Consider the following 17,388-nt stretch of genomic DNA (forward strand, 5'->3'; position numbering starts at 1 on the left):
TACCGCTCCCTTCAACCACCACTTCAGGTGGGTTGCCTGAGCTCGCGAGCTCCGTCGTTCGAATTGTCCGTCGATCTGGCCCCCTCACCCGGAAGTTCACCAGACGTACGGGCGGCCTCCGCCCGATTCTGTGCTCCGACCAAGGAATGCAACGCACCAGAATAAAGGCCTTAGAGCTCGTAACACGATCTTGTGGACGTGCGCTGGTGGGGCGTGACTTGTACGAGGATTCCGCCGTTCGTGAGGTGTGGGGAACCGACCGTGGATCGTGGACGACGACTTGTGGACGCTGATCGAGCCATTGCTGCCGTCCTGGCCCGAGAAGGCTCCCGGTCCGAAGCCCGTGGATGACCGGCTGTGCCTGCAGGGCATCCTGTACGTGCTCTACAACGACATCAGCTGGCAACTGCTGCCGCTGGAGCTAGGGTTCGGCTCCGGACAGACCTGCTGGCGCCGGCTGGGCCGATGGCACAAGGCCGGCGTCTTCGAAAAGCTGCACCACATCCTGCTCGCCAGGCTGCACGCGGCCAACGCCCTCGACTGGACCCGGGCCTGTGTCGATGCCTCCCACATCCGCGCGAAAAAGGGGGCGAGGCCACCGGGCCGTCACCGGTCGACCGCGGGAAGACGGGCAGCAAACACCACCTGATCTGCGACGGCAACGGCACCCCGTTCAAGGTCATCACCACCGCGGCCAACGTCAACGACGTCACCCAGACCCTGGCCCTTGTCGATGGCATCCCGCCCGTGGCCGGCAAGCCGGGCCGTCCGCGCAGGCGCCCCGACGCCGTCCTGGGCGACAAGGGCTACGACAGCAACCCCAACCGGCGCGAGTTACGCAGGCGGCGCATCCTGCCGGTGATCTCCCGCAAGGGCGCCCCGAACATCCAGGGCCTGAGCAAGCTCCGCTACGTCGTCGAGCAGACCTTCTCGCTCCTGCACCACTTCAAGCGCCTGGCCGTCCGCTGGGAACGACGCCTCGACCTGCACGATGCCCTCGTCTCACTTGCCTGCGGCCTCAACTGCTGGAGACGCCTCAAGAACAGGTAGCGTGATCATTATTCGGCTCAGACGGGAGGGCGGAGCTTTTGCCAGAACATGTGGTGCGGGCAAGCGAGCTCTTGACCGAGCACGAGGTCGAACTGCTTCGGCGTTCCCTTCTTGAATGGGGCGGGCCAGCTCGGTGCAGTGACCCTCTCGCCGTCGGCATGGGGTTCGCGGACGCTCAGGATCTGCTCGACCAGTGCCGCGTGCTGAACCTCGCACTCGGTGAAGATGCTCCGCTCAAGGCAGTGGACTGGGCACGAACGCTCCTGGCAACCGAGATCGTCTTTGTCAGCGACCTCGCTGGCTCGGGCGTTGAGTGGTCAACGACCACGGGGTTCACCGACGAGGCCACGATCAGGACGCTGCGGTCAATCCAACGCAAGCTTGCCAGCACCGTGAGGCCCTACTACGGACGACGTCCGAGCCCTCCGCGTTGACTCCCCTACGAACGGATAGATCGCCTAGACCTCCCGTGCAACCAAGATCGTGTTACGAGCTCTTAGGGATGAGCCTGCCGCACCTCGATGTCCCGGGGAATGCGTTCGCCGAAGCGTCACGCGTCCGGGACGACTTCTTCGACTGCCTGACCGCCCGCGGGGACGAGCTGTTCGAGCTCGTGGACGCGTTGCTGTGTGCGGACGTGCCGGTGACTGCGCCGGTGGACCTGACGTTGGTGCCTGAACATCGGCGCGGACACGGCGCGATGTACGGCGCGTTCGAGTTGCGGCCGTTCTTCGTTCACAGCGCAGCACTGTCGACCACACTGCACACCGGCCGGGCGATTTTCGGGCTGTCTCAGCCACCATTACGAGAAAATCGACAGTCACGCTGCGTACGCGACCTCACGAAGTGGACCAGAGCCCGTTGAGAGCTACGCAGCCACCCCTGAACCAGTCCTACCGGCCCGCAACCGCGCCGACACGAGCCAGCACCACGTCGGCCAGCTCCTGCGGGGTCAGCTCGCCGTCCAGAAACACGGTGTCGCTGGGCAGGGTGCCGACCGCGGCCATGCACGGCTCGATCCTGTCCTTGCACCAGCGCCGGACCCGCTCGTCCTGCTCAGGATCATCCGGGGTGAAGCTCCGGCCGTCGATCCGCTCCTCCAAGACCTCGCGGGAGACCTTGAGGAAGAAGTGGTGAACCTCGATGCCCGCATCCGTCAACGCGCCGAAGATCTCACCGACATACCCGGGGTTGACCAAGGTCATGGGAACCACAACCGGACGCCGGTACTCCTCAACGAGCCCCACCGCCAGGTCGGCAACCTGCCGCCGCCACAGCCGAAGATCCTGGAAGTCACCGGTCGGCACCTCCACGATCTCCCGCAGCACATAGCCGACCATCTCCGGGTCACAGACCAGCACCTCGGGCCGACGCAGACGCAGCTCCTCCACCAACGTGCTCTTCCCGCTGCCGAACGCACCGTTCACCCAGACAATCAACGCAATCCTCCCCACCCCAGTCGCCAAACCCGCACACCGGGCCCCGCACGTCGGACCAGCATGCCGCACGCACCAGATGAGGCCGAAGACCCATACAGACCACACCCGAAAGATCGCCAAGCGGGGCACAGTCCCGCTGCCGAAATCGCGTCACCTCACGTCTTCGAAGCCACCCGAAGGCCGCACCCGCTCGGACAGACCCACGCCGAGCCCCGCATCCAGCCCGAAGGAGACGACGCCCCGACCCGACCAACCCACCGACAGATCACCGGAACCACCAAACAACGCCACAGATCAACGCAACGCCGGCCGACAAACCAGACCGAAACCCTGCACCCCCCACGCATCGCACCCGCCGTTGCCGAGCACCCTCGCACCCGCCGTCACGGGAATCACCCTGCCGGGCCTGTCCCACGGTCAGCAACAGCCACCTGCGCGAACAGCGCCGTCCCCACGCACACGACCACCGATCCGGCACCGGCAGCCGCCGTGCTCCTGCCGGTATCGGCCTCACCGGTTCCCACACCGCCGTCCGCCTGGCTCGCACCCAGGCGAACAAGAACTCAGGAGCGGTCGAACGTCATCTGGCATGATCACGCGGTGAGTAATGAGAGGCTGCCGGCCATGGAGGGCGTGGAGTCACATGTCCGGGCGTTCTTCGAGGGGCATTCCGTCGAGGTCGTCGAATACGGCCTCGGGCCGGAACGGCGAGAAGCGATTTCCGACCTGCGTGTTCTCGTCGTGGGGCCCGGTCCTCGCAGCGACAGCTGGGCCTATGTCACCGCCGGGTGCTGGGCCGCGATGGAGAAACACGGTCATGGGCTCGAGTTCGTCATGACCGCCCACGTCCGCGATCAGCGGTTCGTCGACCTCATGGCGATGATCGCCTCCTACCACTGCGGAGGGCATCGGCTCGACCTGGAGCACAGCCTGCCGATCGGCGAACCGTGGGTGCCAGGCTCTGCCTGCGACCACCTGCTCATCAGCCTGCCCTACCTCCACGGACCCGACCTCGAACACTGCCCCCTGCCCGAGGGACACGCCCGCATCCTGTGGACCCTGCCGGTGACGACCGCCGAGATCGGTTTCCGTCGACGCCACGGCCACGAGGCACTGGAACAACTCTTCGACGAAGCAGAGATCATTCCGACCGATCCGTTCAGAAACTCTGTCGTCTGAGTTCGCGACGCACCGCCCACTGCACCCTCGGGAGGAGCTGTGCCTTTCAGGAACACGGCTGAAGCCGCAGCAGTATGGGCCGACAGCTGGGCCCTTTCACGCGGCGCCGCCCAACCACTGCCCCACCCTTGGGGTTTCACCATCGACGTCGGACTCCCTCAACACGTCACGCGCCACCTCCTGACCACCGCCGACGAGGCGCCCGCAAGATCACCGAGAACGCCGGCAGCCCGGACGTCTGACTGAAGACACTCGTCCCACCGCAGACACCCACCCCCAACCGGCCCTCCGCTGGCCCCCGGCAGGCGGCCCCCGCTCCCTGATGTCCACCCCGGCTCGGCGAGCCCGACGACCCAACCAGCCTTCCTGGCATGGCAGTCACTCAGGCGGCCGGGCGGATGAGCCCGGATTCGTAGGCGAAGGTCACTGCCTGGACGCGGGCACTGGAACGGGTCTTGGCGAGGATGTGGCTGACGTGGGTTTTGATGGTCGTCGGTGAGATGTCGAGGCGCTCGGCATCTCCGCGTTGGTCCAGCCAGAGGCCACGGCGACGAGCACGTCGCGTTCACGGCGAGTGAGGGCGCCCAGCGCGGCCCGCGGCACCAGTGGCCCTGCGCCGCGCTGCAGGCGTACCGCGTCGATCAGGGCGCGGGTCACGACCGGGGTGATGACGGCGTCTCCCGCGGCCACGACGCGGATCGCGGCGACGAGTTCACGCGGTGCGACGTCGGTGGGCAGGCAGCCTCCGGCGCCGGCGCGCAGGGCGGCGAAGGTGTAGCGCTCGTGGCTTGGGGATGTCAGTACCAGTACGTGTGCGGTGAGTTGGGCGATGAGCCGGATGGCTTCGAGGCCGTCCGTCTCGAGCAGACGGCTGTCCATGAGGGCGACGTCCGGCCCGAGCGCGGCGCTCATGCGTACCGCTTCGGCGCCGCTGGCTGCCTCGCCGACTACGTCGAGCTCCGGCTCGGCGGCCAACAACATCCGCAGGGCCTGGCGGTGCAGGGCCTGGTCGTTGACGACCAGTACGGAGGTCATGCGTGCCTTCTCCATACGGAATGGGGAGGAGGCCGACGTCGTCGAACCAGCAGGCTGCGCCGCGGAGCGGGCCTGGGGAAGGGGCTGGGCCAGCGCCCGGCGTCGTCAGGGAGCGGGCCGGGTCAGGACCTGGTCGGAAGGATCGGGAATGTCGGGAGGGCGGGGAGGTTGGGGCAGGTCGGGAACCGGTCAGGACTTGGTGCGGACGAGCCCGGCGTCGTACGCGGTGATGACGGCCTGGATGCGGTCGCGTGCACCGATCTTCGCGAGGACGCGGCCGACGTGCTTCTTCACGGTGGATTCGGTCAGGACGAGCCGTTCGGCGATCTCGGTGTTCGTCCAGCCGTTGCCGATGGCGATCAGGACCTCCCGCTCGCGGTCGCTGAGTTCCTTCAGGCGGGGGTCCTCGTCGGCTGCGGCGCCTTCGGGGGCCAGGACCTGGTGGGCGTACGCGTCGAGGAGGCGCCGGGTCAGACGGGGGGCCACCACCGCGTCGCCGCTGGCCACGGCGCGGATACCGGCGACGAGTTCCTCGGGCCGTGCGTCCTTGAGCAGGAAGCCGCTGGCGCCGGCCCGCAGCCCTTCGTAGGCGTATTCGTCGAGGTCGAAGGTGGTCACGATGAGCACGCGGGTACGGCCGCCCGCGGCGACGATCCGGCGGGTGGCCTCGATGCCGTCCATGCCGGGCATGCGGATGTCCATCAGGACGACATCGGGGCGCAGTTGGGCGGCCTGACGGACGGCCTCGGCTCCGTGTTCCGCCTCCCCGACCGGGTCCAGGCCCGGAGTGCCTTCGAGCAGCATCCGCACGCCCATGCGCTGCAGGGGCTGGTCGTCGGCGATCAGCACGGTGGTCATGGCAGTTGCTCTCCTGAGGCCGAGAGGGCGGGTGCGGAAGGTACTTCGAGCAGGACGTCCACGAGCCAGCCGTGGCCGGTGTCGCGGGGGCCGATGATGACGGTGCCGCCGTACATGGCGGCCCGTTGCCGTATGCCGACCAGGCCGTGGCCCGGGTCGTGGTCGCGGGAGCCCTGCCTGGCCTGCGTCAGAGGTGACGGTTACGTCGGCCGATGCTCCGATGCCCGTGTGCTTGCCGGAGACGCTCACGGGTTTCTCCCGCGGCGAGGGCTTCACGAAGGGCGGCGCGAGCCCGTTCTCGGCGGCGGGACGTGGCTTCTTGGCGGCCGTCGTGCAGGGAGGGCGTCATGAGCTGAGTCCTGACTGGAAATCGGGGCGAGGCTGGCGGACTTGAAGCATGCCGAGGTTGACCGGTTGTCGGCCGCGGCGGACGAGCACGATGGCTTCGTCGAGCTGGGCCCGTTCCTCTGACAGCAGGTCGTCGAGGTCGGTCTTGACCCGGCGGATGATTCTGCGGACGCAGGTGATCTCCTCGTCGGACGGCATCGCTTCGGCTTTGGCCCAGTCGTCGGCGGCGAGGGCGGCGACGAGGCGTTCACGGTTCCGCAGGAGATCGCCGAGGTATGCCTCGAGGTCGGGGAGGTAGGAGGCGTCCGTGCGGAAATGCCCGCAGCCGACGCAGCGGAAGCGGACCGGGCAGTCCTTCTCAAACCAGAGGCACTTCCCGGGTGAAGCACCCTGTCGGGTCCTATCCCCGTGTCCGCGTTCAGGATGACGGCCGTCAGGCCGTCTCCCGGGCCAGGTCGGTCCTGCCCGTCCTCGTGGTCGGAGAAGAACACCGCTTCCTTCGACCCGTAGTGTCGGAAGAACCTCGTACGCCCCACGCCGAGCGTGCGCGTTCGGCGATGTCGTCGACCGTGGTCTGTTCGTATCCGCGCTCGTCGAACAGCGCGGCGTCGGACAAGGCGGATGCGTGCGGGTGGTTTGCTCATGGCCGCCCATCTGCTCGTGTCTCGCACGCCGGGACCACTCGCCTCGGTGTCGCGTGGACGACGGTCCTTCGACGCCGAGTCTCATCGGACCGCTGGCGCCGGCGCCGTCGTTGCCCCATAGTCGAAGCGCACCCGACAGCTCCGCCCGGACCGACATGCTCCGAGGAGGCCGCCCCGTCGTGTTCGAGACGTCTCGACTGTCACGGCCTCATCCGCTCGTCGGGATCGTGGGCGGGATGGGCCCTCTCGCGTCCAGCGAGCTGCTCCGCACGGTGTACGGCGCCTGCCTCGACCGGCCGGAGCAGGAGACACCGCGCGTCTTGCTGTGGTCGGATCCCCTGGTCGTCGACCGTACCGCGGCGATCGAGGACGGGGCCCTCGACGAACTGCGCGGGGCCGTGGAGTCCGCCGTGCGCGGGCTGGTCGGCGCGGGTGCGCGGCGGATCGTGATCGCGTGCGTGACCGCGCACTGTGTGCTGCCGGACCTGCCGGCCGAACTCCAGGACTGCTGTGTGTCGTTGGTCGACATCATCCACGAGGCACTGCGCGCGTCCGGGGAGCCCCACCTTCTGCTGTGCACCAAGGGCACCGCGCAGTCGGGCCTGCTCGCGCGAGGCTCCGGTGCGGCGGACGTCAAGTCGCAGCTCGTTGAGCTGTCGCCGGGCCACCAGGAGGTGCTGCATGACGAGATCTACCGGGTGAAGCGGGGCGGGGATCCGGCACGTGCCGCCGATGTCGTCCGGGGGGTGCTGGCCGCTCACGGCGTGCGTCGCTTCGTTGCCGCGTGCAGTGAACTCCACCTGGTCACCAGGGCCATGGAACGGGCCGGCTGGTCGGCCGAGTATCCGGTGGTCGACCCGCTGGCCATCGTGGCCGGGCGGATCGCCACGGGCGAACTGTGATCACGCGACGACCTCCTGGGGGGCACGTGTTCGTGCAGTCCGCGTTCGAAGCCATCGCCGTCGGCGAACCCCACCGCGTGGCGCTCGTCTCCGACGAACAGTCACTCACGTACGGCCGGCTCGACGCGCTCGCCGGACAGCTCGCGGGCATCCTGGCCCGGGTGGGGGCCGGGCCGGAGACCGCGGTCGCGGTACGGCTGGACCGCGGCGCTCCGCTGCTGATCGCGCTGCTGGCGGTGCTCAAGTCGCGGGGCGTGTACGTCCCGATCTCCCCCGACTTCCCCGAGCACCGGTCGCGGCTGATGGCCGAGCAGTGCGGTGCGCGCGTCCTGGTGACCGCCGCGGAGGTGCGAGACGCGGCCTTCGAGAGGCGGTTCGCGCACGTCGTGGACGTGCGAGCCGTTGCCGAGGGCGCTGGAGTGGACCTGGACACCGCCCCCGAGTCTTCACTCCTGCCCGGCCAACTGGCCTACATCACCTATACGTCGGGCTCGTCCGGCGCCCCGAAGGCCGTGGGCACCCCGCATCACTGCGCGGCCGCCTACCTCGACGCGCTGACTCGGGCCGGGCACATCCGGCGCGACGACGTGGCCCTGCACCTCGCGGCACCCACCTTCGACGCCTCGATCCGGGACTGTCTGGGCCCTTTGAGTGTCGGGGCGCGGCTGGTGCTGCTCACCGGGGAACAGCTCAGGGACCCGGAGGAGGTGCGGGCTGCCCTGGTTCGGCACCGGGTGACGAGTGTGCTGGGGTGCGGGCCGGCCATGCTCAGGTTCCTCACTGCGGACGCCTGGCCGACCCATCTACCGCGACCGGCGCTGCGCCGGATTCTGGTCAGCGGGGAGGCGCTGTCCCCCGCCACCGTGCGCCAGGCCCGGGACCGGTTCGGGCCGGTGGAGCTGGTCAATCACTACGGCCCCACCGAATGCACCATGACGACGACGTTCCACCTGGTCGAGGACGAGGTGCCCGAGCGGATCCCGGTCGGGCACCCCCGTCCCGGCACGGTCATCCATGTACTGGACGACGACCTCGCCCCGGTGCCGACCGGCGAGGTCGGCCAGATCTTCATCGGCGGTGTCGGCGTCACCCGGGGATACCTCAACTCGCCCGCGCTCACGGCCGGGCGGTTCCTCCCGGACCCCTTGCGTCCGGGGCGACGCATGTACCGCACCGGTGACCTGGGCCGGCTCGACGAGCGGGGGGTGCTGCACTTCCACGGACGGGCCGACGACCAGATCAAGGTGCATGGCATCCGGGTCGAGCCGGCCGAGGTCGAGGCCGTGCTCCAGAGCCACCCCGAGGTGCGCGACGCCGCGATACGCCTGGTGAGCGGACCCGACGAGTCCTCGATGTTGTGCGCCTACCTGGTGCCCCCGGTCGGACGGCAGGAGCTCGACACGGGGGAACTGCGCGCGTTCGCGGAACGGTTCCTGCCGGCGCCCCAGGTGCCTGCCCGGTACATGTTCCTGCCCGCGCTCCCCCGGACGAGTACCGGGAAGATCGACCGGCGGGCTCTCCCGGACCCCTCGCGGATCGCGCGGGGCGGCCCGGTGGAGGCCGGCTCCGCCGCCCCCGACGAGGCCGAGCTGCTGGCGATCTGGCGCGGCGTGCTCAGGAATCCCGCGCTCGGGCCGCACGACGACCTGTTCGCGATGGGCGGCGACTCACTCGTCGCGATGCGGCTCGTCGCGCACATGCGGCGCAGGTGGGGGTATGCCCCGGAGCCTGCGGAACTGTTCCGCACGCCCACCGTGGCCAAGGCGGCGGCGCTGCTGCGGGACGCTTCGACGCAGGAGAACTCCATCCTTCCCGCCGCCGGGCGGGGCGACACCGTCTCACCGGCCCAGGAGCGGCTGTGGTTCTTCGAGAACCTGCTGCCGGGCAGCCCGCTCAACACCATCCCGGTCGCCTTCGAGGTACGTGAGGGTCGGCTCGACGACAGCGCGCTCAGGGCAGCGGTCGACTCCGTGCTGGCCCGACACCCCCTGCTGCGCAGCCGGTTCGCCGTCCAGGACGGCCGCCCAGCGGCGCTGGAGGGCTGCGGCGGCACGCCCGTGAGCTTCGAGCAGGTCACCACCGAGGCGTTGCCGCACCGCCTGCGTGAGCTGTTGCGCGCTCCCCTCGACCTCGCCGAGGGCCCGCTGTGCCATGTCGCGGTCCTGGAGAGTCCGGAGCGGACCGTGCTGCTGTTCAGGGTGCATCACCTGATCGCGGATGCCTGGTCGCTGCACTTGCTGTTCGCCGACCTCGGCTCGGCGTACGGGCTGCGAGCAGGACCGCCCCCAGGGCCGACGTACGCTGACTACTGCTCCTGGCAGCGGAGTTGGCTGACACCAAAGCGCGTCGAGCGGGAGATGGACTTCTGGCGGGGCGAGTTGCTGGACGCGCCGCTGCTGCTGCCGCTGCCGGCGGACCGGCCGCGCCGGCCCGTCCAGCGCCACCGGGGCAGCACGCTCCGCACGCCGCTGCAGGATCAACTGCTGCGGGAGACAACCGAGTTCGCCCGCCGGGAACGCGTCACCGTGTTCATGGTGCTGCTCGCCGCCTGGACACGCGTGCTGCACGAGTACACCGGGGCGCGGGACATTGTCATCGGGGTGGCGTTCTCCGGTCGTACGCGGGCCGAGTTCGAGTCGGTCGTGGGGCTGTTCGTGAATGTGCTTCCGGTACGCGTGCACGTGGACCCGGGCATGGATTTTCCCGGGCTGGTGCGCCGGGTCCGTGAGTGCGTGCTGCGGGTGCTGGCACACCAGGACTTCCCGTTCGAGCGTCTGGTGCAGGAGCTTCAGCCGCCGCGGAACCTGTCCCATCACCCGGTGTTCCAGGTACTGGCCGACTTCCAGACGGATGTGTCGCCAAAGCTGGGCGAGCTGGGTCTGGCTCCGCTGCCGGTCGACACCGCAACGGCCCGGTTCGACCTGTCGGTGTCGTTCCGGCAGCGGGCGGACGCGTTGACTGCCGTGTTCACCTACGACACCGATCTCTTCGACGCGACGACCGCGGAGCGTTTGGCCGCCGCTTTCGAGGACCGGCTTCGCGAGGGCGTGTCCGGCGGGGCAGCCGCCCGCGCGGTCCCGGCGGTCCGGGCCGTGGCGCAACCGTCGTTCCACGATCCGTTGACGGAGATACGCCGACACGCCTCACGCACACCGGACCGCACAGCTGTGGTCAGCGGCGGCGGCAGTCTCACGTACGCGGAGCTGTGCGACGCCGTCGACGGCCTCGCGGCTTGGCTGCGGGCGCAGGGGGTGGGTCCCGGATCGCTGGTGGGTGTGTGCCGGGAGCGCGTCGCGGAGCTGGTCGTCGGATTGCTCGGGGTCCTGGCGGCCGGTGCCGCGTATGTGCCGCTCGACCCTGCGGACCCGGAGGCACGGCTCGCCCACATCCTCCGGGACGCGGCACCCGACCTGGTGCTCACCGACCCGGTACGCCTGCCGCCGCACGGCCCGTCGGACGTCCGTGTCGGCCCGGACGCGCTCGCCTACGTCATCTACACCTCCGGTTCCACCGGCACTCCCAAGGGCGTGGAGGTGACGCGCGGTGCCCTGGGCAATGTCCTCATGAGCGTGGGGAACGCGCTGGACGTGTCTGCCGAGGACGTGCTGGTGGCGGTCACCACTGCGTCGTTCGACATCGCGGCACTGGAGCTCATGCTGCCGCTGATGCGCGGCGCGCGGCTTGTCGTGCCGCCCCGCGAGACGGTCCGGGATCCCAGGGCGCTGCGCCGACTGCTGGCCGACGTCGGCTCGACCGTCGTGCAGGCCACGCCGTCGATGTGGGGCGCGCTGCTGGACGCGCCGGGTCCTGCGGTGCGGTTGCGGGCCGCATTGTGCGGCGGTGAGGCGTTGCCGCCCGCGTTGGCGGCGCTGCTGCGGGAGGTCGCCGGGAGTGTCTACAACATGTACGGCCCGACCGAGACCACCATCTGGTCGACGATGACGCCGGTCGACGGCTCCGGCGAGATCTCGATCGGTTCGCCGATCGATCACACCGGCATCATGCTGCTCGACGACCGGCTGGAGCCCGTCCCGGCCGGCGCGAGCGGGGAGATCTACATCGGAGGAGCCGGCCTGGCCAGGGGCTACCACGGCCGCCCAGGTCTCACGGCGGCACGGTTCGTGCCAAACCCGTGGCGTCCCGGGCTGCGGATGTACCGGACCGGGGACCGTGCCCGTCGGCGGGCCGACGGGCGGCTGGAGTTCCTCGGTCGTGTCGACCGGCAGATCAAGCTGCGGGGTTATCGCATCGAGCCGGGCGAGGTGGAGCACGTGCTGTGCGGGCACCCGTCGGTCGCCCAGGCCGTGGTCACGGTCGCGGACGACAGCCTCGTCGCCCACGTTGTGACGCGCGGGCCCGTGTCGGTCAAGGAGCTGCGCGGGTTCACGGCCGAACGGCTGCCCGCGCACTTTGTGCCCGGCCATGTCGTCGTGCTCGATGCGCTGCCCCTCACCAGCAACGGCAAGGTGGACGTGGGCTGCCTGCCCGGCCCCGGCGTGCGGGCGCCCGAAGGCGCTCCGGCGCCGCCGGAAACCGGCCCTGAGCGGACGCTCGCGGACATCTGGGCGGCCGCGCTGAAGCTTCCCTCGGTCGGCGCGCACGACGACTTCTTCGAGCTGGGCGGCCACAGCCTGCTTGCCATCCAGGTGGTGGCGCGCGTCAACGCCACCTTCGGCACAGAGCTGGGGCTCGCCGAGCTGTTCGTCCGGCCGACCGTGCGCGGGCTCGCCCAGGCGGTGGAGGAGGGGCTGATTCAGCAGATCCTGGAAGAGGGCTAGCCGGCGTCCTGGTCCATCGCCTTGCGCAGGCTGAGGGGGCGCATGTCCGTCCATACCTGGTCGACGTGGGCGGCGCAGTCACGAGGTGTGCCGTGGACGCCCGTGTCGGACCAGCCGGGCGGGGCGGGCCGATCGGCGGGCCAGAAGGCGTACTGTTCCTCGTCGTTGACGACGACCTTGCAGCAGTCGGTGTCGTCGTCCTCGTCCAGCCAGCCCATGGGACGGGTCTTCTCCTCATGCGGTGACGGTCAGGGTCCACTCCAGCGTGCCGGACGCGGGCATCACCGCGGTCTCGCCGTCACGCGCCAACTTCAGTTCGGGGCAGATGCCGACGATCGGCTCCACGGCGATGTTGCGGTACGGGACGTCCGCGGGCCAGCCGCCCAGGTTCCGCCAGATCGCCATGGCGCAGGGCTGGCCGTCGACCTCCAGCCGCATGGTCAGGCTGTCCTGGCCGTCGGTCACGGTGATGTCGGCGAGCTGCGGGATCACGATCATTCGAGTTGTCCCGTCGTCCGCGCCGAGCACGCTGAGATCGGTTTCCTCGTCGTAGGGCCAGGTGCGCGGCTCGGAGTTGACCCACATCGGGGCACCGTGCGGGGCCTGCATCCGGGCGCCGGGCGCGAGGTCGAGCATGGTGTGGGCGGCCCAGATGAAACGCCAGCCGGGCTCAGCGTTCAGCAGGTAACGGGCGGTCACGGCGGAGCCGGTGTCGATCCAGCGGGTGAGGCGGTAGTCCTCGCCCGCGACGGTCATCCCCGTGCCGTGCGGCTGCCAGGGGCGCGACCAGGCGTCGCCGTGGTCGGGTGTCCCGCCGATCGTGGGGATGCACTCCTCCAGCCCGCCGGCGTCGACGAACGCGTCACCCGGGCGCACCCGGAACCGGTCGGGTGCCTCGCGGTGCCACAGCCACTCCCGGCCGTTGCCTCCGCGCAGGGAGCTCCAGCGGCCGCCGTACTCCATGGCCACTTCGACCGACATATCCGACTGATCCATGGACCCCCCGCGAATACCCTTATTGCGCGAGCCGACCGGTCTGTCCATACTCACCTTAGCCGAGGCAGCCACTCCTGGGGACGCTCATGTCAACAGAGGCACGTGCGGACGAACCCTCCCGGCCGCCGGCGCGGCTGCGCGATCAACTCACCTCGGAGCAGCGGAAGTTGCTTGAGGAGCGACTGGCCGCCCGGCCGCTCACTCCTGACGCGCCTGCCGAGGCTGCCCCGCGCGGCGTCCGTCCGCTGTCCTTCGCCCAGCGCGGCATGTGGTTCCTCGAACAGCTCCTGCCGGGTTCGACGCGCTACACCCTCACACAGGCCTACGACCTCAGAGGCCCACTCGACGTCGAGGCGCTGCGGACGGCCGTGACGGCCGTGGTCGGGCGGCACGAAGCCCTGTGCACGGTGTTCCGCACCGAGCACGGCGTCCCTGTCGCGGCCCCCGGGGCCGCGCTGCGGTTCACCGTCCGCCCCTGCGACACCGCCGGCCTTGACAGGGCTCTGCTCTCCGCGGCGACCGAGCCGTTCGACCTGGCGCAGGGGCCGCTGACTCGGATGACGGTCTTCGAGGTCGCCGCCGATCACCATGTACTGCTGTGGTGTGTCCACCACTTGGTCGCGGACGCGGAGTCGCTCGGGGTGCTGCACGAGGAACTCGCCGTGGCCTACCGGGCGGTCGCGGCGGGGCAGCCGGTGCGGCTCCCCCGGCCGGCGCCCGCGCCGCGTGTCGCCGAGGAGGGTGAGGTCCGGGAGGCTGATCTGGCCTTCTGGTCCGACGAGTTGGCGGGCGCGGCGGCCACCGCACTGCCGACGCGCCGCACGCCCGGCCCGCGCGAGGGCAGGGGAGCCGACACGCAGATCCGCCTCACCACGGACATCCGCCGGCTCGCCCGGCAGTGCCGGGCCACCGAGTTCATGGTGCTGCTTGCGGCGCTGGCGGTCGTGCTGGGCCGGTACACCGCCGACGAGGAGGTGGTCATCGGCGTACCGATGTCGGCGTCCGACCGGCCCGAGGGCGCGGTGGGGCTCTTCGTCAATCTGCTGCCCCTGCGCGTCGGCCTGCGCGGGAAGCCGTCGTTCGGTGCGCTCGTCGACCGGGTACGGGACATCTGCCTGCGGGCGTTCGAGCACGCCGACGTCCCCTTCGACCGGATCGTCCGCTCGGTCGCGACGGACCGCGGTGACACACCGCTGGTCCGGATCGTCGCCGATGTGCAGACCCCGTCCGTGCCAGTGCTGGAGGGGCTGTCGGTGACGCGACGGCCGCTGGACACCGGAACGTCCAAGTTCGACCTGACGTTCGCGTTCCAGCGGCGCGAGGCCGGGCTCGATCTCGTGCTCACCTACGACACCGCGCTGTTCGAGGCATCCGACGCGGACCGGCTGCTGGGGCATGTGCGCACGCTGCTGGACCGGGTGGCGGCCGCGCCGGACACGCCGGTCCACCATCTGCCCCTGCTCACGGAGTCCGAGTGCGCCCGCCTCGACGCGCTCAACTCCACCGGCGGCAGCGGCCGTGCAGCCTCGGTGCCGTCGCTGGTTGCCGAGGCGGCGGCCCGGCATCCGCAGGACGTGGCCGTCGCGTACCAGGACACGTCCCTGACGTACCGGGAGCTGGAGGAGACGGCCAACCGGCTGGCACACCGGCTGCGCCGGGCGGGGGTGGGCCCGGAGACCCGGGTGGGGGTGCTGTTCGAGCGCGGCCCGGAGCTGCCCGTCGTACTGCTCGGCATTCTGCGCGCGGGGGGCTGCTATGTGCCGCTCGATCCCGCTCAGCCCACGGCGCGCACCGCTGTCGTGCTCGCGGACGCCGGGGTCACGGTGGTCCTCGCGGCCAGGGAGCTCGCGAAGGCGTGTGCCGGGACGCATGTCCTGGTGTGGGAGGAGCTGGACCTCGACGGGGAGCCCGCCACCGGCCCACCGAGCGAAGTACGGCCGGACCAGCTCGCGTACATCATGTACACCTCGGGTTCGACGGGCGCCCCGAAGGGCGTGCTGGTGACGCACCGCGGAATCGTCCGGCTCGTGCGGGGAGCGCGGTACACCGACTTCGGACCGGGGCAGGTCTTCCTGCTGCTCGCTCCGACGACGTTCGACGCATCCACCTTCGAACTGTGGGGTGCCCTGTGCAGCGGGGCGACTTTGGCGGTGCACCCGCCCGGCACACCGGACGTCGACGTGCTCGCGACGACCCTGCGCCGACACGGTGTGACGGTGCTGTGGCTCACCGCCGCGCTGCTGAACACGGTCGTGGATCTGCGGCCGGACGCGCTGGCCACCGTCCGGCACGTGATCAGCGGCGGTGACGTGCTCTCCCCGCCCCATGTGGCGGCGCTGTCCCGCCTCGGTCCCCGCGTCGGCAACGGCTACGGCCCCACCGAGTGCACCACCTTCGCCTGTGTGAAGCGCGAGATCACCGACACCGGCGGTCCGATCCCCATTGGGACGCCCATCGGTGACACCACAGTCCACGTCGTGGACAGCGACCTCAACCTCGTGCCACCGGGCACGCCCGGCGAACTGCTCATCGGGGGCGGCGGGCTCGCTCGCGGATATCAGGGGCGTCCCGCTCTGACCGCCGCCACGTTCGTGCCCAACCCGTTCGGGCCCGGACGGCTCTATCGGACCGGCGACATCGTCCGCTGGTCGCCCAACGGTGAGCTGGAATTCCTGGGCCGCCGGGACGAACAGGTGAAGATTCGCGGCCATCGGGTGGAGACGGGCGAGATCGAGGCCGCGCTGACCGCCCATCCCGGCGTGACCCGGGCCCTCGTCCTGGCGGACGGCGAAGGGGCCGGGAACAGACGGCTCGTGGCCTACGTCAGCGGCGTGGCGACCGGCGGACTCGACGCCCTGCGCGCGTACTGCGCCGAGCGGCTGCCCGGCCATCTGATCCCGGCGGTGTTCGTGCCGGTCCCCCGGTTTCCCATGACCACGAACGGAAAGGTCGACCGGGCCGCGCTGCCCAGGCCGCGAGCGACAGCGCACGGCAGCCGCCGGTCTGTTCCCCCGCGTACACCGGTGGAGCGGGCCGTCGCCGAGGTGTGGCAGCGGGTGCTGCGCGTGCCCGAGCCTGGGGTGTTCGACGACTTCTTCGACCTGGGGGGCCATTCGCTGCTCGCGATCCAGCTGGTCGCGGCCCTCGGTGAGCACTTCGGGCGCAGCCTGCCGGTACGGACCGTCATGGAGCGCTCCACCGTCGCGGGGATCGCCGCCGAGCTGGCGGCCGGGCCGCGCACCGAACCCGTCCGGGTGTCAGCCCAGGGTGCCCCGGTGCTGGTCACGGGTGGTACCGGCATGGTCGGCCGGTTCGTCACCGCCGAGCTGCGCAGGCGCGGCGTGCGCACGCGGATCCTCGCCCGGCCCGGCTCGGCGGACACGGCACGCGCGCGCGGGCAGGAAGTGGCCGTCGGCGACCTCGCGGATGTCGGCTCGCTGCACGCGGCCATGGCGCAGGTCGCGGGGGTGGTGCACATCGCCTGTACGTTTTCCGATCCCGGGGTTGACGAGGCGGCCACGGCGGCGCTGGTCCGGGCCTGGGACCAGGGACCGTTCATCTTCGTCAGCAGCACCGACGTGTACGGCGTACCGGCGTCGCCGCCGGCGGGCGAGGACCATCCGCTGGATGCGAGCTACTCGGCCTACGCGGCGGCCAAGATCCGCTGCGAGTCGATGGTGCTGGCGGCGGCCCGGCCGAAGCGGGGCATGACCGCGTCGGTCGTCCGGCCGCCGCACGTGTGGGCCCCGGACCCGTACTGCGCATGGCAGTTGCGGCAGGGTCCGGCAGCGCCGCTGTTCGCCGCGCGGGACGGCCGGATCGCGCTGCCGCCGGATGACCGGGGGCACGCTTGGGTCGACGCCCGGGACCTCGCCTGGGTGGTCGCCGAGTGCGTGGCCGGGCGGGCGAGCGGGGTCATGAACACGAGCAACGGGCAGTTCGCCTGGCGTCACCTGGCCGTCGAGCTTCTCGGGCTGCTGGGGCTGGACCTGGAGCCGACGTACACCGAATCGGTCACCGGCCACTACGCACGCGACTTCCGCTTCACCACCGGCCAGCTCCTCGCCGGCCACCCGGCGCGCGCCTGGCAGGACGTGCTGGCGAAGGCAGTGGCGCGCAGCCGCACGCATCGACTGGGACAGGGCTGAGCGCGGCGCGC

The 17,388-nt window shown here is 70.5% G+C and carries 11 protein-coding genes and 3 pseudogenes; 6 read left to right on the top strand and 8 right to left on the bottom strand.

All coding sequences use genetic code 11. The features are described 5' to 3' along the window. The first annotated feature begins 247 nt into the window (after positions 1 to 247). A protein-coding gene (locus AB0Q90_RS40675; RefSeq protein ID WP_363165579.1) for an IS5 family transposase occupies positions 248 to 1,050 on the top strand; the annotation gives its coding sequence in 2 pieces (ribosomal slippage) (positions 248 to 565 and positions 568 to 1,050; 801 coding nt in all). Between the two features lie 502 nt (positions 1,051 to 1,552). Further along, positions 1,553 to 1,762 (top strand): annotated as a pseudogene (locus tag AB0Q90_RS40680) (transposase); the annotation flags it as partial. 181 nt (positions 1,763 to 1,943) lie between these two features. Here the strand turns inward: AB0Q90_RS40680 and AB0Q90_RS40685 are convergent. Next, entirely contained in the window at positions 1,944 to 2,489 is a 546-nt protein-coding gene (locus AB0Q90_RS40685) for an AAA family ATPase (protein ID WP_363165602.1), read from the bottom strand. 624 nt (positions 2,490 to 3,113) lie between these two features. Here AB0Q90_RS40685 and AB0Q90_RS40690 point away from each other — a divergent pair. After that, entirely contained in the window at positions 3,114 to 3,668 is a 555-nt protein-coding gene (locus AB0Q90_RS40690) for a suppressor of fused domain protein (protein WP_363165578.1), read from the top strand. A 382-nt stretch (positions 3,669 to 4,050) separates the two neighbouring features. Here AB0Q90_RS40690 and AB0Q90_RS40695 read toward each other — a convergent pair whose 3' ends face one another. The 5 genes and pseudogenes from AB0Q90_RS40695 to AB0Q90_RS40715 form a co-directional block, all read right to left on the bottom strand. Continuing rightward, complete coding sequence (locus AB0Q90_RS40695; protein ID WP_365734420.1) at positions 4,051 to 4,203, bottom strand: LuxR C-terminal-related transcriptional regulator; 153 nt, start codon at positions 4,201 to 4,203, stop codon at positions 4,051 to 4,053. A 218-nt stretch (positions 4,204 to 4,421) separates the two neighbouring features. Next, positions 4,422 to 4,718 (bottom strand): annotated as a pseudogene (locus AB0Q90_RS40700) (response regulator transcription factor); the annotation flags it as partial. A 174-nt stretch (positions 4,719 to 4,892) separates the two neighbouring features. Next, the gene (locus AB0Q90_RS40705; RefSeq protein ID WP_363165577.1) at positions 4,893 to 5,561 is read right to left on the bottom strand and encodes a response regulator transcription factor; all 669 of its coding nucleotides are present in this window, start codon (positions 5,559 to 5,561) and stop codon (positions 4,893 to 4,895) included. Between the two features lie 345 nt (positions 5,562 to 5,906). Then, positions 5,907 to 6,107 (bottom strand): hypothetical protein, encoded by a 201-nt coding sequence (locus tag AB0Q90_RS40710; protein WP_363165604.1) that lies wholly within the window; start codon positions 6,105 to 6,107, stop codon positions 5,907 to 5,909. Between the two features lie 275 nt (positions 6,108 to 6,382). Then, positions 6,383 to 6,553, bottom strand: a pseudogene (locus AB0Q90_RS40715) (helix-turn-helix domain-containing protein); the annotation flags it as partial. A 236-nt stretch (positions 6,554 to 6,789) separates the two neighbouring features. Here AB0Q90_RS40715 and AB0Q90_RS40720 point away from each other — a divergent pair. Further along, positions 6,790 to 7,455: an aspartate/glutamate racemase family protein gene (locus AB0Q90_RS40720; RefSeq protein ID WP_363165576.1), complete on the top strand. Its 666-nt coding sequence runs from the start codon at positions 6,790 to 6,792 to the stop codon at positions 7,453 to 7,455. A 26-nt stretch (positions 7,456 to 7,481) separates the two neighbouring features. Beyond that, positions 7,482 to 12,233: an amino acid adenylation domain-containing protein gene (locus tag AB0Q90_RS40725; RefSeq protein ID WP_363165575.1), complete on the top strand. Its 4,752-nt coding sequence runs from the start codon at positions 7,482 to 7,484 to the stop codon at positions 12,231 to 12,233. Here the strand turns inward: AB0Q90_RS40725 and AB0Q90_RS40730 are convergent. Continuing rightward, positions 12,230 to 12,451, bottom strand: a complete 222-nt coding sequence (locus AB0Q90_RS40730) for an MbtH family NRPS accessory protein (RefSeq protein ID WP_363165574.1) — start codon at positions 12,449 to 12,451, stop codon at positions 12,230 to 12,232. The two genes, AB0Q90_RS40725 and AB0Q90_RS40730, sit on opposite strands and share 4 nt — an antisense overlap. Positions 12,452 to 12,467: 16 nt before the next feature. Next, positions 12,468 to 13,214, bottom strand: coding sequence for a hypothetical protein (locus AB0Q90_RS40735; protein ID WP_365734416.1), 747 nt, complete (start codon positions 13,212 to 13,214; stop codon positions 12,468 to 12,470). A gap of 101 nt (positions 13,215 to 13,315) precedes the next feature. Between AB0Q90_RS40735 and AB0Q90_RS40740 the strand changes: the two genes are divergently transcribed. After that, a complete protein-coding gene (locus AB0Q90_RS40740) occupies positions 13,316 to 17,377 on the top strand; it encodes an amino acid adenylation domain-containing protein (RefSeq protein ID WP_363165572.1) in 4,062 nt (1,353 codons plus the stop codon). Positions 17,378 to 17,388 lie beyond the last annotated feature (11 nt).

It is taken from the genome of Streptomyces sp. NPDC079141 (genome assembly GCF_040686775.1).
In the GTDB taxonomy this organism is placed as follows: Bacteria; Actinomycetota; Actinomycetes; order Streptomycetales; family Streptomycetaceae; genus Streptomyces.